14 protein-coding genes are annotated in these 13,899 nt (G+C 59.9%); 9 read left to right on the top strand and 5 right to left on the bottom strand.

The annotated features are described in order from the left end of the window. Positions 1–6: 6 nt before the first annotated feature. The 5 genes from ACA064_RS28475 (at position 7) to fdhA (ending at position 6,517) form a co-directional block, all read left to right on the top strand. The gene (locus ACA064_RS28475; RefSeq protein ID WP_489357952.1) at positions 7–333 is read left to right on the top strand and encodes a sarcosine oxidase subunit delta; all 327 of its coding nucleotides are present in this window, start codon (positions 7–9) and stop codon (positions 331–333) included. Continuing rightward, the gene (locus ACA064_RS28470; RefSeq protein ID WP_497671103.1) at positions 330–3,347 is read left to right on the top strand and encodes a sarcosine oxidase subunit alpha; all 3,018 of its coding nucleotides are present in this window, start codon (positions 330–332) and stop codon (positions 3,345–3,347) included. Before ACA064_RS28475 ends, ACA064_RS28470 begins: the two co-directional genes overlap by 4 nt. A 192-nt stretch (positions 3,348–3,539) precedes the next feature. After that, entirely contained in the window at positions 3,540–4,172 is a 633-nt protein-coding gene (locus ACA064_RS28465) for a sarcosine oxidase subunit gamma (RefSeq protein ID WP_497671102.1), read from the top strand. Positions 4,173–4,341: 169 nt separating this feature from the next. Continuing rightward, complete coding sequence (gene purU, locus ACA064_RS28460; RefSeq protein WP_497671101.1) at positions 4,342–5,199, top strand: formyltetrahydrofolate deformylase; 858 nt, start codon at positions 4,342–4,344, stop codon at positions 5,197–5,199. A 118-nt stretch (positions 5,200–5,317) separates the two neighbouring features. Then, entirely contained in the window at positions 5,318–6,517 is a 1,200-nt protein-coding gene (fdhA, locus tag ACA064_RS28455; RefSeq protein WP_150642914.1) for a formaldehyde dehydrogenase, glutathione-independent, read from the top strand. Between the two features lie 291 nt (positions 6,518–6,808). Here fdhA and ACA064_RS28450 read toward each other — a convergent pair whose 3' ends face one another. The 5 genes from ACA064_RS28450 to ACA064_RS28430 all read right to left on the bottom strand — a co-directional run bounded on the left by ACA064_RS28450 (position 6,809) and on the right by ACA064_RS28430 (position 10,019). Further along, the gene (locus tag ACA064_RS28450) at positions 6,809–6,991 is read right to left on the bottom strand and encodes a hypothetical protein (protein ID WP_497671100.1); all 183 of its coding nucleotides are present in this window, start codon (positions 6,989–6,991) and stop codon (positions 6,809–6,811) included. Positions 6,992–7,232: 241 nt separating this feature from the next. Continuing rightward, on the bottom strand, positions 7,233–7,505 hold the full coding sequence (locus ACA064_RS28445; RefSeq protein ID WP_497671099.1) for a hypothetical protein: 273 nt from the start codon (positions 7,503–7,505) through the stop codon (positions 7,233–7,235). A 549-nt stretch (positions 7,506–8,054) separates the two neighbouring features. Then, positions 8,055–8,729 carry an anti-sigma factor gene (locus ACA064_RS28440; RefSeq protein ID WP_497671098.1) on the bottom strand — a complete coding sequence of 225 codons (675 nt, stop codon included), beginning with the start codon at positions 8,727–8,729 and terminating at the stop codon, positions 8,055–8,057. Continuing rightward, entirely contained in the window at positions 8,726–9,370 is a 645-nt protein-coding gene (locus tag ACA064_RS28435; protein ID WP_497671097.1) for an RNA polymerase sigma factor, read from the bottom strand. The genes ACA064_RS28440 and ACA064_RS28435 overlap by 4 nt, the downstream gene beginning before the upstream one ends. 55 nt (positions 9,371–9,425) lie before the next feature. Next, positions 9,426–10,019 carry a fasciclin domain-containing protein gene (locus tag ACA064_RS28430; protein WP_497671096.1) on the bottom strand — a complete coding sequence of 198 codons (594 nt, stop codon included), beginning with the start codon at positions 10,017–10,019 and terminating at the stop codon, positions 9,426–9,428. 216 nt (positions 10,020–10,235) lie between these two features. On the opposite strand from ACA064_RS28430, the gene ACA064_RS28425 reads away from it, so the two are divergent. The 4 genes from ACA064_RS28425 (at position 10,236) to creC (ending at position 13,804) form a co-directional block, all read left to right on the top strand. Continuing rightward, positions 10,236–10,814 carry a DUF2780 domain-containing protein gene (locus ACA064_RS28425; protein ID WP_497671095.1) on the top strand — a complete coding sequence of 193 codons (579 nt, stop codon included), beginning with the start codon at positions 10,236–10,238 and terminating at the stop codon, positions 10,812–10,814. A 325-nt stretch (positions 10,815–11,139) separates the two neighbouring features. After that, a complete protein-coding gene (rloA2, locus tag ACA064_RS28420; RefSeq protein ID WP_497671094.1) occupies positions 11,140–11,646 on the top strand; it encodes a retropepsin-like aspartic peptidase RloA2 in 507 nt (168 codons plus the stop codon). A 59-nt stretch (positions 11,647–11,705) separates the two neighbouring features. Continuing rightward, positions 11,706–12,386: a two-component system response regulator CreB gene (gene creB / locus ACA064_RS28415; RefSeq protein WP_497671093.1), complete on the top strand. Its 681-nt coding sequence runs from the start codon at positions 11,706–11,708 to the stop codon at positions 12,384–12,386. Then, entirely contained in the window at positions 12,386–13,804 is a 1,419-nt protein-coding gene (creC, locus tag ACA064_RS28410) for a two-component system sensor histidine kinase CreC (protein ID WP_497671092.1), read from the top strand. The genes creB and creC overlap by 1 nt, the downstream gene beginning before the upstream one ends. Positions 13,805–13,899 lie beyond the last annotated feature (95 nt).

Here is a 13,899-nt window from a genome sequence, read left to right as displayed (position 1 = left end):
ATCCCCATGTTGCATATCTTCTGTCCTCACTGCGGCGAGTTGCGCTCCGAAGAGGAATTCCATGCATCCGGCCAGGCGCACATCCCGCGCCCACTGGACCCGAACGCCTGCACCGACGAGGAGTGGGGCGACTACATGTTCTTCCGTGACAACCCACGCGGGTTGCACCACGAACTGTGGGATCACGTCGCCGGTTGCCGTCAGTACTTCAACGCGACCCGTGACACCGTGACCTACGAGATTCTCGAAACCTACAAGATCGGCGCCAAGCCGCAATTCACCGGCAAGACAGAAACGGCGAAAGTCGCGACCGGTCTGGGAGAGAAGGTATGAGCCAGATCAATCGTCTGTCCAACGGCGGCCGGATCGACCGCAACAAAGTCTTGAGCTTCACCTTCAACGGCCAGAGCTACAAAGGCTTCGAAGGCGACACCCTGGCCGCAGCCTTGCTGGCCAACGGTGTCGACATCATTGGTCGCAGCTTCAAATACTCTCGGCCGCGCGGCATCTTCGCCGCCGGTGCCGAAGAGCCGAACGCGGTGCTGCAGATCGGCGCTACCGAAGCCACGCAAATTCCTAACGTGCGCGCTACTCAACAAGCGCTGTACCAGGGCCTGGTCGCCACCAGCACCAACGGCTGGCCGAGCGTCAACAACGACATGATGGGGATTCTCGGCAAGGTCGGCGGCAAGCTGATGCCGCCGGGCTTCTACTACAAAACCTTCATGTACCCGCAATCGTTCTGGATGACCTACGAGAAGTACATTCGTAAGGCCGCAGGTCTTGGCCGCTCGCCGACCGAGAACGATCCAGACACTTACGACTACATGAACCGTCACTGCGACGTGCTGATTGTCGGCGGTGGTCCCGCAGGTCTGGCAGCCGCTCTGGCAGCCGCGCGCAGCGGTGCCCGGGTGATTCTGGCGGATGAGCAGGAAGAGTTCGGCGGCAGCCTGCTCGACTCCCGCGAAAGCCTCGACGGCAAACCGGCCACCGAATGGGTCGCCAGCGTCATCGCTGAGCTCAAATCCCTGCCGGACGTGGTGCTGTTGCCTCGTGCCACGGTCAACGGTTACCACGACCATAACTTCCTGACCATTCACGAGCGCCTCACCGATCACCTCGGCGACCGTGCACCGATCGGTCAAGTGCGTCAGCGCATCCACCGGGTTCGCGCCAAACGCGTGGTGCTGGCCACCGGTACGCATGAGCGTCCATTGGTCTACGGCAACAACGACGTGCCGGGCAACATGCTCGCTGGCGCAGTCTCGACTTACGTGCGTCGGTACGGCGTAGCGCCGGGCAAAAAACTCGTGCTCTCGACCAACAACGATCACGCTTACCGCGTGGCGCTGGACTGGCTCGACGCCAGCCTGCAAGTGGTGGCCATCGCCGACGCACGGAGCAATCCTCGCGGCGCGCTGGTAGAAGAAGCGCGGGCCAAAGGCATCCGTATCCTGACCGGCAGCGCAGTGGTCGAAGCGCGCGGCAGCAAGCATGTGACCGCAGCTCGGGTTGCCGCCATCGATGTCAAAGCACATACCGTGACCAGCCCTGGCGAATGGCTGGACTGCGACCTGGTGGCCAGCTCCGGCGGTTACAGCCCGGTGGTTCACCTGGCTTCTCACCTCGGTGGCAAGCCGATCTGGCGTGAAGACATCCTCGGTTTCGTACCGGGCGAAGCTCCGCAGAAACGCGTGTGCGTCGGCGGCGTGAATGGCGTGTACAGCCTCGGCGACACCTTGGCCGACGGTTTTGAAGGTGGCGTGCGCGCTGCCAGCGAAGCCGGCTTCAAAGCGGTCGAAGGCGTGCTGCCAAAAGCCCTGAGCCGACTGGAAGAACCAACCCTGGCGCTGTTCCAGGTGCCCCACGAAAAAACCACCGCACGGGCGCCGAAGCAATTTGTCGACCTGCAGAACGACGTCACCGCCGCCGCCATCGAACTGGCGACCCGCGAAGGCTTCGAGTCGGTCGAACACGTCAAACGCTACACCGCACTGGGCTTCGGTACCGACCAGGGCAAACTCGGCAACGTCAACGGTCTGGCCATTGCGGCGCGTTCACTGAACGTGACCATCCCGCAAATGGGCACCACCATGTTCCGCCCGAACTACACGCCGGTGACCTTCGGTGCGATAGCCGGTCGTCACTGCGGCCACATCTTCGAGCCAGTGCGCTACACCGCCCTGCAAGCCTGGCACGTGAAGAACGGCGCCGAGTTCGAAGACGTCGGTCAGTGGAAGCGTCCATGGTACTTCCCGAAAAACGGTGAAGACCTGCACACCGCCGTCAAACGCGAATGCAAAGCCGTGCGCGACAGCGTCGGCCTGCTCGATGCGTCGACCCTGGGCAAGATCGATATCCAGGGCCCGGATGCGCGGGAGTTCCTCAACCGCGTCTACACCAACGCCTGGACCAAACTCGATGTGGGCAAGGCCCGTTATGGCCTGATGTGCAAAGAAGACGGCATGGTCTTCGACGACGGCGTAACGGCCTGTCTGGCGGACAACCACTTCGTGATGACCACCACCACCGGCGGCGCTGCACGCGTGCTGCAATGGCTGGAAATCTACCAGCAGACCGAATGGCCAGACCTCAAGGTGTACTTCACCTCGGTCACCGACCACTGGGCGACCATGACCCTGTCCGGGCCGAACAGCCGCAAGCTGCTCAGCGAAGTCACCGACATCGATCTGGACAAGGACGGCTTCCCGTTCATGACCTGGAAAGAAGGTCTGGTCGGCGGTGTGCCTGCCCGGGTGTTCCGGATCTCGTTTACCGGTGAGCTGTCGTACGAAGTCAACGTCCAGGCCGACTACGCCATGGGCGTGCTCGAGAAAATCGTCGAGGCCGGGAAAAAGTACAACCTGACCCCATACGGCACTGAAACCATGCACGTCCTGCGGGCCGAGAAGGGCTTCATCATCGTCGGCCAGGACACCGATAGCTCGATGACCCCGGACGACTTGAACATGGGCTGGTGCGTTGGCCGGACCAAACCGTTCTCGTGGATCGGCTGGCGCGGCATGAACCGTGAAGACTGCGTGCGTGATCAACGCAAACAGTTGGTGGGCCTCAAACCCATCGACCCGACCAAATGGCTGCCCGAAGGCGCGCAACTGGTGTTCAACACCAAGCAAGCGATTCCGATGACGATGGTTGGTCACGTGACCTCCAGCTACCTGCACAACTCCCTCGGCTATTCGTTTGCCATGGGTGTGGTGAAGGGCGGCTTGAAGCGTATCGGTGAGCGTGTGTTCGCACCGCTGGCCGACGGCAGCGTGATCGAAGCGGAAATCGTTTCTTCGGTGTTCTTCGATCCGAAAGGTGATCGCCAGAACATTTAATGGCCTCGGGTCCTGTGGGCGCGCAGCTAAACCGCGTCGTCTGCATCGCGAGCAAGCTCGCTCCCACAGGATTGAAGTCGCCAGGAAAGTTTGTGTCAGGCATCAATCCAATGTGGGAGCGAGCTTGCTCGCGATGACGGCAGTGCTGCCACCACAAGGGCCGGAACCAACAGAATTCAAGACAGGTGCTTTATGACCGCAGCCAATGTTTACCAACAACGCCCAACCACCGGGGCCAAGGCCGAGTCGCCGCTGCATCACGCCGACCTCGCCAGTCTGGTGGGCAAGGGCCGCAAAAACGCCGGTGTCACCGTGCGTGACAAGAAACTCCTCGGCCATCTGACCATCCGTGGCGACGGTCATGATCCAGCGTTCGCCGCTGGCGTGCACAAGGCCCTGGGCCTGGAATTGCCAGTGGCCCTGACCGTGGTCGCCAAGGGCGAAACCAGCCTGCAATGGATGGGGCCGGATGAATGGCTGCTGATCGTCCCGACCGGTGAAGAATTCGCTGCCGAGAAAAAACTCCGTGAAGCGCTGGGGGCTCTGCACATCTCCATCGTCAACGTCAGCGGTGGCCAACAGCTGATCGAACTGAGCGGCCCGAAAGTCCGCGAAGTACTGATGAAATCCACCAGCTACGACGTGCACCCCAACAACTTCCCGGTGGGCAAAGCCGTTGGCACGGTGTTCGCCAAGTCGCAACTGGTGATCCGCCACACCGCTGAAGACACCTGGGAGCTGGTGATTCGTCGCAGCTTCGCCGATTACTGGTGGCTGTGGTTGCAGGATGCCTCCGCTGAGTACGGTTTGAGCGTTCAGGCCTGATCAAAGCCATTCATGGAGGCGATCAACTGTAGGAGCGAGCTTGCTCGCGAAGGACTTGAGGGCGACGCGTTAATCCAGGAAGTACGCGTTATCGTTGACGTCCATCGCGAGCAAGCTCGCTCCTACAGGAGGCAGCTTCGTCTATCGATGTCTTAGGAGTCACCGCACTATGAGCCGCGCCCCAGACACATGGATTCTGACCGCCGATTGCCCAAGCGTCCTCGGCACGGTGGATGCGGTGACCCGTTTTCTGTTCGAACAGGGTTGCTACGTCACCGAGCACCATTCCTTCGATGATCGGCTTTCCGGCCGCTTCTTCATTCGTGTGGAATTCCGTCAGCCCGACGGCTTCGACGAGCAAGCATTCCGCGCCGGTCTCGCCGAGCGCGCTGACGCTTTCGGCATGATCTTCGAACTGACACCGCCGCACCACCGGCCAAAAGTAGTGATCATGGTCTCCAAGGCCGATCACTGCCTTAACGACTTGCTCTACCGCCAGCGCATCGGCCAGTTGTCCATGGACGTGGTCGCGGTGGTCTCCAACCACCCGGACCTCAAGCCGCTGGCCGATTGGCACCAGATTCCCTACTACCACTTCCCGCTGGACCCGAACGACAAGCCATCGCAAGAGCGTCAGGTCTGGCAAGTCATCGAAGAGTCCGGCGCCGAACTGGTGATCCTTGCGCGCTACATGCAAGTGCTGTCGCCGGAGTTGTGCCGCAAGCTCGACGGCAAGGCGATCAACATCCATCACTCCCTGTTGCCCGGGTTCAAAGGCGCCAAGCCTTATCACCAGGCCTACAACAAGGGCGTGAAACTGGTCGGCGCCACCGCGCACTACATCAACAACGACCTGGACGAAGGCCCAATCATCGCCCAGGGCGTGGAAGTAGTGGACCACAGTCATTACCCCGAAGATCTGATCGCCAAGGGGCGGGATATCGAAGGGCTGACGTTGGCGCGGGCTGTGGGTTATCACATTGAAAGACGCGTGTTTCTCAACGCAAACAGAACGGTTGTTCTTTAGATCGCGATGAGGCCCTCCCAAACAACACAAGAGCACACAGGCAATAACCCAAGCAATCAACGCGCTGCCGCTCCATGGCAACGCGACCGCTACATAAAAACAACAGCGAGGTGAAAGCATGTCTGGTAATCGTGGTGTCGTGTATCTCGGCAATGGCCAGGTCGAAGTACAGAGAATCGACTATCCCAAATTGCAGGACCCGCGCGGCAGGAAGATCGAACACGGTGTCATCCTGCGTGTGGTGTCTACCAACATCTGTGGTTCCGACCAGCACATGGTGCGCGGCCGCACCACCGCCCAGACCGGTCTGGTCCTGGGTCACGAGATCACCGGTGAAGTGATCGAGAAGGGCCGTGATGTCGAAAACCTGCAGATCGGCGACCTGGTATCGGTGCCGTTCAACGTTGCGTGTGGCCGTTGCCGTTCCTGCAAAGAGCAGCACACCGGTGTCTGCCTGAGCGTTAACCCGGCCCGTCCCGGCGGAGCCTATGGCTATGTCGACATGGGCGACTGGACCGGTGGCCAGGCCGAATACGCAATGGTGCCGTATGCCGACTTCAACCTGCTGAAACTCCCTGATCGCGACAAGGCCATGGAAAAAATCCGTGACCTGACCTGCCTCTCCGACATCCTGCCGACCGGTTACCACGGCGCAGTGACCGCTGGCGTTGGCCCGGGCAGCACCGTGTATATCGCTGGCGCTGGCCCAGTCGGTTTGGCGGCGGCTGCATCCGCTCGCCTGTTGGGCGCGGCAGTGGTGATCATTGGTGACGTCAACACTGTTCGCCTGGCCCACGCCAAGGCTCAGGGCTTCGAAATCGCCGACCTGTCCCTGGACACCCCGTTGCACGAACAGATCGCTGCGCTGCTGGGCGAGCCGGAAGTGGATTGCGCCGTCGATGCTGTGGGCTTCGAAGCTCGTGGTCACGGCCATGACGGCGTGAAACACGAAGCACCGGCCACCGTCCTCAACTCGTTGATGGGCGTAGTCCGCGTAGCCGGCAAAATCGGCATCCCCGGTCTCTATGTCACTGAAGATCCAGGTGCTGTCGACGCTGCTGCAAAAATGGGCAGCCTGAGCATCCGCTTCGGTCTGGGCTGGGCAAAATCCCACAGCTTCCATACCGGCCAGACCCCGGTCATGAAGTACAACCGCCAACTGATGCAGGCCATCATGTGGGACCGCATTCACATTGCCGACATCGTTGGGGTTGAAGTTATTAGCCTTGATGATGCGCCACGTGGTTACGGCGAGTTCGATGCGGGTGTGCCGAAGAAGTTTGTGATTGATCCGCATAAGTTGTTTAGTGCGGCGTAAGAAAATTTGAAGTGAGAGAAGGGCGACTAAGTGTCGCCCTTTTCTTATTTGTCATCTTTGAAATGTAACTGTTAACTTTCGCGGTTGAAGCTTGGGAGAGAATCTCGGTGGCCAGGCGGGTTTTCAGGTAGAAGCGCTGGGTACTCGCGTGTTCCGATTGTGTGCAAGCGGCCAGACGATCCAGTGGGTCGTAGTGGTAGCGGCAAAGCAGAATCACGCGGTTCGTCGGCATGGGGGTGGGCTCCCTGAAAGGTTCGAGGCGGTAGAGTTTCGTATGCTGTTATGGCTTTACTATTCTTCAGGAAATGTTTCAGGTCCAGCGTCGAGGAGCATGGATAGCTTCGTTATTATTGGATAGTTATAGAGGGTTTTGATTTTCGCTTCTGCTTCTTTGAAGGTGCTCGCTTCTACTTCGCCGTATTGGGTGTGGTGAATGTCGTCCTCCGCATAGGCGGTGTAGTCATAGATAGTCATTGTTATATCCTAATATTGATCAAGCAAAAAAGCAGAGCCTGTCGATAAAGTTATAAATTCCGGGCACTATTTCGTCTACTGTCAGAAATTACAGGTTGCATCGTTACATCAGGGTTTTCGGATAGACGGTTGTCTGTCGCAAAAAATAATTAGGGTCTGTGAAATAAAAAAGGCAAAGTTATCAACTGACTATCAGTCATCGGCTATAAAAAAGGGCGACCTTGATGTCGCCCGATTTTGTTTATGAGGACGCCTGTGCCTGCAATCGTCGGCCGATCACGTCCATCAAGTCGCAGCCGTCGCGCAAGGGGATGGCGAGGAGCCGGGCGAAGTCGTGGAGGACTACGGTGTCGGAGTGGATTTCTTCGCGCAGGGCGAGGTTTTCCAGCAGTTGGGTCACGGCGAGGATGCGATAGGCGGCGGTGTCGTGCAGGACGTCGAGCGGGGCTTGGGTGTCGATAAGCAGGGAGTGGAAGTCGTTGTCGATTCCGGTGATGGGCATGTATCGGTTCATGAATTGCTCTCTATTTTGTTTGCTTAATGCCGTCACTATTCGTCGCCAAACGAAGGGTGGCAGCTGTACGCGGGTTGGCGAACCGGCAACAGAGAAAACCGGCAGACTCGAAAGTCTCCCGCGCACAGCCGCCATAAAACAAGCGGCTTTGCGGGTGCTAAAGTACCTGCAAGCAGACACCTTTTGCATTCTCTCTGATGTCAGGTCGCCAAACCTGAATCGCCATATGGGCGACGAGCGGACTATAAGCTTCCTGCTCCAAACGGTGCAAGGCGCGAGCGTGAGGGGATTTCCGAGACTGACGTAAGACTCTGCACCGAGCGCAATTTCTTGTGGTGAGGGGGCTGCCGGTCAGTTATGAGAAATGCGCAGTGCTTCGACGTAAACTAAAGACTTTCGGGGCGTGCGAGATCGCCAAGATCGCAGCCTCGCTTCGCTCGACAGCTCCTACAAGGGGCTGAGTATCTCGCCGCTTCTGTAGGAGCTGCCGCAGGCTGCGATCTTTTAGGGACGCCCAGTGCTTAACTGACATTCACCTCCTCAAAGGTTTTACAACGCCGCCAATTGCCCCTGATACAACACCGGCCCGGTCGGTTGCCCGGTCGGCGATCCGCCTTGGGGCTCAAGGCTGACCGCCAGGGCAATCGGCGTGTCGAGCAAGGCTTGTTGTTCTTCACTCAGGCTGATCCGACCTTCGCCGCCGGCCGGTAGTACGCCGAGGGACACCGGTTTGCCGTCGGGCCTGATGGCCCACAGTTCCAGGCTGCGGTCCGGATCGATGGCGGTGAGGGTCAGCGGCTCGACTTGCAGGTAGTCGTCATGGGCCCGGATCCGCAACGCAGGTTGCTCGGTGGCGCTGAGCAGGGTGGCGCTGTAGCGGGTGTCGTCGCGGTTGTAGAGAATGCCCAGGGTCACGGCCACCAGCAGCGAACACAGCACAGCCGTAACGCGCAGCCAATGCCAGAACGAGCGTTTCTCAGGCACATGCAGCTGCTGCGGTTCGATCTGCGCGGTGATGGCTTGCCACACATGTTCCGGCACTGGCTCTTCAACCAACGGCTCGTTCAGGCTGGCCAGGCTTTCCTGCCACTGGGCCAGTTCACTGCGCAGGGCGGCATCCTCCAGCAACAGCTGTTCGAAACGCCGGCGGGCAGCGGCGGGCATCAGGCCAATGGCGTAATCGGCGGCCAGCGCGCGGCGCAGGCTGGGGGTCTGGTAGTTCATGATTCAAGGCACCTGCGCAGGCGCTCCATACCGCGGCGAATCCAGGATTTGACCGAGCCCAGCGGTGCGGCGAGCTGTTCGGCCAACTCAGCGCACGACAAGCCCTGAAAGTAGGCGATGGTGATCGATTGGCGCTGCATGCCTTCCAGGTGTTCCAGGCAGCGGTTCAAGGCACTGGTCTCACGGGTACGGTTCAACAGCTCATGGGCCGACGGGGCTTCATCGACGATGGCCTGTTCTTCCAGCTCGCTCAGAGGCCGTTCGCGATGTTTGCGCAGCTGGTCGATGGCCTGATTGCGGGTGATGTTGATCATCCAGGTCAGGGGCGCCGACAGGTGTGCCTGGTAGCGTGACGCATTGCTCCAGATCCGCACGAAGCTCTCTTGCAGCACGTCTTCGGCCAGATCACGACGCCCCATGAAACGCAGCGCCACGCCGTGCAAGCGCGGGGCAACGCTGCGGTAGAGGGCTTCAAACGCGCGACGGTCGCCCAGTGAGCACTGGGCCAGAAGCTGTTTGAGCTGATCAGCGTCGTCGGTGGAAATGACGGTTCTCCAGGCAATCGATGTAGCGGCGGCAGGACGCGTGCAGGGCCGGTTGCAGGCAGAGGTTAGTTCACGGCGCGCGGTTGTTCCATTCACCGGCAGGTCCCTCAAAGCAAACGCCGGCCTTGATGCGCAGGGCCGGCGTCAAGGCTTAGCTTTTTGGCATCAGCACTTTGTCGATCACCTGGATGACACCGTTGGACTGGTTGACGTCGTAGGTGGTGATGTCGGCGGTGACACCTTTTTCATCCTTGAGCACGATGTTGTGCGGACCGTTCATCATGACCCACAGCTTGCCGCCACTTACAGTAGCAAGCTCTGCCTTGCCGCCACCGGCCTTAATGCGTTTGCTCAACTCCGTCATGTCAAGCTTACCGGGCACCACGTGGTAGGTGAGGATATGGGTCAGGGTGGTTTTGTTTTCCGGTTTCAGCAGGCTGTCGACGGTGCCGGCGGGCAGGGCGGCGAACGCCGAATTGACCGGCGCGAACACGGTGAACGGACCTTTGCCTTTGAGGGTGTCGACCAGCCCGGCGGCTTTCACGGCGGCGACCAGGGTGGTGTGGTCGGCGGAGTTGACGGCGTTATCGATGATGTCTTTGCTCGGCATCATGCTCTGGCCGCCGACTATCACGCTGTCGTGCCACGGGTCCGCGGCTTGTGCGCTGGTCAGCGTCAGGCCGCAGGAAAGGGCCAGGGTCAACAGGCTGGCGATCAATGGGGTTTTAATCGAAGTGCGTTTCATGGTGATGATCCTCATGGGGAAGAATCGGCCAGGAGTGTCTGTCCGTGCTTGATATACGCAGGCGGGGGAATACTGGATGCAGTGCATAGGAAATATTTTTCGGCTAGTTGAGGCAGCGCACTGGACACTGGGAACAAACCCCATTCCCGCCAGTCCAACTGACTGTTTTGCACCACTCATTGCGCAGTGGTTTTCATGGCCCAAGAGGTTGTCTCGATGAAGATTTCACGCGGTGTTGCACTGGCTTCGCTCATGACCCTGGCGGCAAGCCCGGTCTTCGCGGCTTTCAACCTGAACGATGTGGCCAATGCAGTCTCCGGCGCACAAGGTAATAACAAAGGCGACGCGACAGTGGAGGCAGCGCCAAAAGCGGCTGGCTTGCTCAATACATTGGGTTCGCAGCTCGATATCACTCCAGAACAGGCGATCGGTGGCACCGGCGCCATGCTTGGGCTGGCGAAGAATCAGCTGAGCTCCACCGACTATTCGCAGCTGAGCAAAAGCGTACCGGGCCTGGATCAGATCTCGGGCAATAGCGCGCTAGGTGCGATGGGTGGCTTGGGCGCTTTGGGCGGATTGCTCGGCAAGTCCGGTGAGTCGTCGGCGCTGGACGGCTTGCTGGGCAACGTCAAAGACACCAACGACCTGAACAACGCCTTCAGCGCCCTGGGCATGGACAGCGGGATGATCGGCCAGTTTGCCCCAGTGATCCTGCAATACCTCGGTCAGCAGGGCGTGGGCGGCTCGCTACTGCAAAGCCTGGGCGGGATCTGGGGCACCGGTATCGGTAGCTGATTCAACGGCGCTCGGCGCGCCAACTGACGAATGTTTCACCTTTGGTAGGGTAGGGTGGTTTGTTATTGACGATGCAAATCCCTTGTGGCGAGGGAGCTTGCTCCCGCCGGCCGGTCCGCGTTCGGGCGCAGCAGTCGTAAACCGGCGGATGAGATCTGTCTGAGACACCGTGATTATCGGTTTTGGGGCCGCTACGCGCCCCAGCGGGAGCAAGCTCCCTCGCCACAGGATGTGTGCCACTCAGGTTATCTTTCCAACTTACCCTGTTTTCTGCGGTCTAGAATTCAGCGTCACTGCTCCATTTCCCACAAGGAACCCTCCCATCGTGAAATCCGTCCTTGCACTATTATCCCTCCTCGCCCTGCCGGTCATGGCCGCCGAGCCGACCCTTTACGGGCGCTACGAATACATTCAATTGCCGGAAATCGGCGGTGAAACCCTGAAGGCCAAAATGGACACTGGCGCCCTGACCGCCTCGTTGTCGGCCAAGGACATCGAAACCTTTACCCGTGATGGCGAAGACTGGGTGCGCTTCCGCCTGGCCACCAAGGGTGCGAGCAACAAGGTCTATGAGCACAAGGTCGCACGCATCAGCAAAATCAAAACCCGCACCGAAGAAGACGAGGATGACGAGGACACGGCCGCACCCACCAAGCGCCCGGTGGTCGATCTGGAGCTGTGCCTGGGCAACGTCAAACGCACCGTCGAGGTCAACCTGACCGACCGCAGCAGCTTCAACTACCCGCTGCTGATCGGCTCCAAGGCGTTGCGCGAGTTTGGTGCGGCGGTGAACCCGGCGCGACGGTATACGGCGGACAAACCCGACTGCTGATTGACGGCGATTGAACGATCCTGCACCTTTCGGTAACGAAATCTCTGTGCTCGGATGCCATGCCCCATATCCTGATTGTCGAAGACGAAGCCGCGATTGCCGATACCCTGATATTCGCCTTGCAGGGCGAGGGCTTTACCACCACCTGGGTGAGCCTGGGGCAAGCGGCGCTGGAGCATCAGCGCAGCACTCCGGCAGACCTGATCATTCTCGATATCGGCTTGCCGGACATCAGCGGTTTCGAGACCTGCAAGCAATTGCGGCGGTTCAGCGAAGTGCCGGTGATGTTCCTCAGCGCCCGCGACGGCGAAATCGACCGGGTGGTGGGGCTGGAAATCGGCGCTGACGATTATGTGGTCAAGCCGTTCAGCCCTCGCGAGGTCGCCGCACGAGCACGGGCGATTCTCAAGCGCGTGCTGCCACGGGCCACCGCCGCTGTGGCCACCGGGGTGTTTCAGATCGACCGCGAGCGCGTGCAGATCAGCTATCGCAGCCAGCTGCTGAGCCTGACCCGTCATGAATTCCGTCTGCTGCAATGCCTGCTGGAGCAACCCGAGCGAGTCTTCAGCCGCGAGCAGTTGCTTGATGCGCTGGGCGTCGCCGCCGATGCCGGTTACGAGCGCAGCATCGACAGCCATATCAAAAGTCTGCGAGCGAAATTGCGCCTGGTGGTTGCCGACGCCGAGCCAATCCAGACCCATCGCGGTCTCGGTTATAGCTACCGCCCGGGGCATAACTGATGCCGCTGGGGATCCGGATTTTCCTGGGGTATCTGCTGTTTATCAGCTTCACCGGTTTTTTCGTGCTCAGTACGGTGATGAAAGAAATCCGTCCCGGCGTGCGCCAGTCCACCGAGGAAACCCTGGTGGACACCGCCAACCTGATGGCCGAGATCCTGCGCGATGACCTCAAGTCCGGGACGCTCGCCCAAAGCCGCTGGCCGGAACTGCTCAAGGCCTACGGCGAACGGCAACCGGCGGCGACCATCTGGGGCTTGCCAAAGAATCAGGTCAATCACCGTATCTATGTCACCGATGCCAAGGGCACCGTTTTGCTGGACTCCAGCGGCGTGGCGGTGGGGCAGGATTATTCGCGCTGGAATGACGTGTACCTGACCCTGCGCGGCGAATATGGCGCCCGCTCGACCCGCAGCGATCCGGCAGATCCAGACTCGTCGGTGATGCACGTCGGCGCGCCGATCCGCGACAACGGCCAGATCATCGGCGCGGTCACCGTGGCCAAGCCCAATAGCTCATTGCAGCCCTACGTCGACCGCACCGAGCGGCGATTGCTGTGGTACGGCGCGGGGTTGATCGGCCTCGGTTTGCTGTTCGGCGCCGTGCTGTCCTGGTGGCTCAGCGCAGCGCTACGGCGCTTGACCGCCTATGCCCAGGCCGTCAGCGAGGGCCGCCGTGCCGAGTTGCCGCAGTATCGCGGTGGCGAGCTGGAGCAGTTGGCCACGGCGGTCGAACACATGCGCACTCAGCTTGAAGGCAAGGCTTACGTCGAACGTTATGTACACACCCTGACCCATGAATTGAAGAGCCCATTGGCGGCGATTCGTGGCGCCGCCGAATTGCTCCAGGACGAAATGCCACCAGCTCAACGGCAACGCTTCGTCAGCAATATCAATTGCGAAAGCGCGCGCATGCAGCAGTTGATCGAACGGCTGTTGAACCTGGCACTGGTCGAGCAGCGCCAGGGGTTGGAGGAGCGAGTTGCAGTACCCTTGGTACCGTTGCTGGAGGAATTGCTGAGCGCCCGAAGTGCGCGGATCGAGCGTAAGCATTTACAGGTCGAGCAGCAGATAGCGTCGAGATTGAGACTGTCGGGCGAGCCGTTTCTGTTGCGTCAGGCATTGGCCAATCTGCTGGAGAATGCGCTGGATTTCATCCCGTCTCATGGGGTGTTGCGATTCAGCGCCGAGCAGGTGGGTGAGCAAATCGAGCTCAAACTGTTCAACCAGGCCGACCCGATTCCCGATTACGCTTTGCCACGATTGAGCGAACGCTTCTACTCCCTGCCGCGCCCGGACAGCGGGCGCAAAAGCACCGGGCTTGGGTTGAATTTTGTTGAAGAAGTGGTGCAGTTGCACGGTGGCGAGTTGCACATCGCCAACGTACCGGGTGGGGTAGAGGTGACACTGCTCCTGCCCTGACTTGTGGCGAGGGGGCTTGCCCCCGCTCGGCTGCGCAGCAGTCGTAAAACCAGCACATTGGGTTTACCTGAAACATCGCGGTGACTGGTTTTGGG

The sequence above is a fragment of the Pseudomonas sp. LBUM1658 genome, assembly GCF_059716055.1.
Note: the sequence above shows the minus strand (reverse complement) of the source record. Positions and strands in the feature narration are given on the sequence as shown.

Excerpts from the sequence above, each read along its gene's own strand:
- ACA064_RS28440 (WP_497671098.1), bottom strand. The coding sequence starts at position 8,729 with ATGAACTACCAGACCCCCAGCCTGCGCCGCGCGCTGGCCGCCGATTAC.
- ACA064_RS28445 (WP_497671099.1), bottom strand. The coding sequence starts at position 7,505 with ATGAACCGATACATGCCCATCACCGGAATCGACAACGACTTCCACTCC.
- ACA064_RS28450 (WP_497671100.1), bottom strand. The coding sequence starts at position 6,991 with ATGACTATCTATGACTACACCGCCTATGCGGAGGACGACATTCACCAC.
- fdhA (WP_150642914.1), top strand. The coding sequence starts at position 5,318 with ATGTCTGGTAATCGTGGTGTCGTGTATCTCGGCAATGGCCAGGTCGAA.
- ACA064_RS28470 (WP_497671103.1), top strand. The coding sequence starts at position 330 with ATGAGCCAGATCAATCGTCTGTCCAACGGCGGCCGGATCGACCGCAAC.
- creB (WP_497671093.1), top strand. The coding sequence starts at position 11,706 with ATGCCCCATATCCTGATTGTCGAAGACGAAGCCGCGATTGCCGATACC.
- ACA064_RS28430 (WP_497671096.1), bottom strand. The coding sequence starts at position 10,019 with ATGAAACGCACTTCGATTAAAACCCCATTGATCGCCAGCCTGTTGACC.
- ACA064_RS28475 (WP_489357952.1), top strand. The coding sequence starts at position 7 with ATGTTGCATATCTTCTGTCCTCACTGCGGCGAGTTGCGCTCCGAAGAG.
- creC (WP_497671092.1), top strand. The coding sequence starts at position 12,386 with ATGCCGCTGGGGATCCGGATTTTCCTGGGGTATCTGCTGTTTATCAGC.
- ACA064_RS28425 (WP_497671095.1), top strand. The coding sequence starts at position 10,236 with ATGAAGATTTCACGCGGTGTTGCACTGGCTTCGCTCATGACCCTGGCG.
- purU (WP_497671101.1), top strand. The coding sequence starts at position 4,342 with ATGAGCCGCGCCCCAGACACATGGATTCTGACCGCCGATTGCCCAAGC.
- ACA064_RS28465 (WP_497671102.1), top strand. The coding sequence starts at position 3,540 with ATGACCGCAGCCAATGTTTACCAACAACGCCCAACCACCGGGGCCAAG.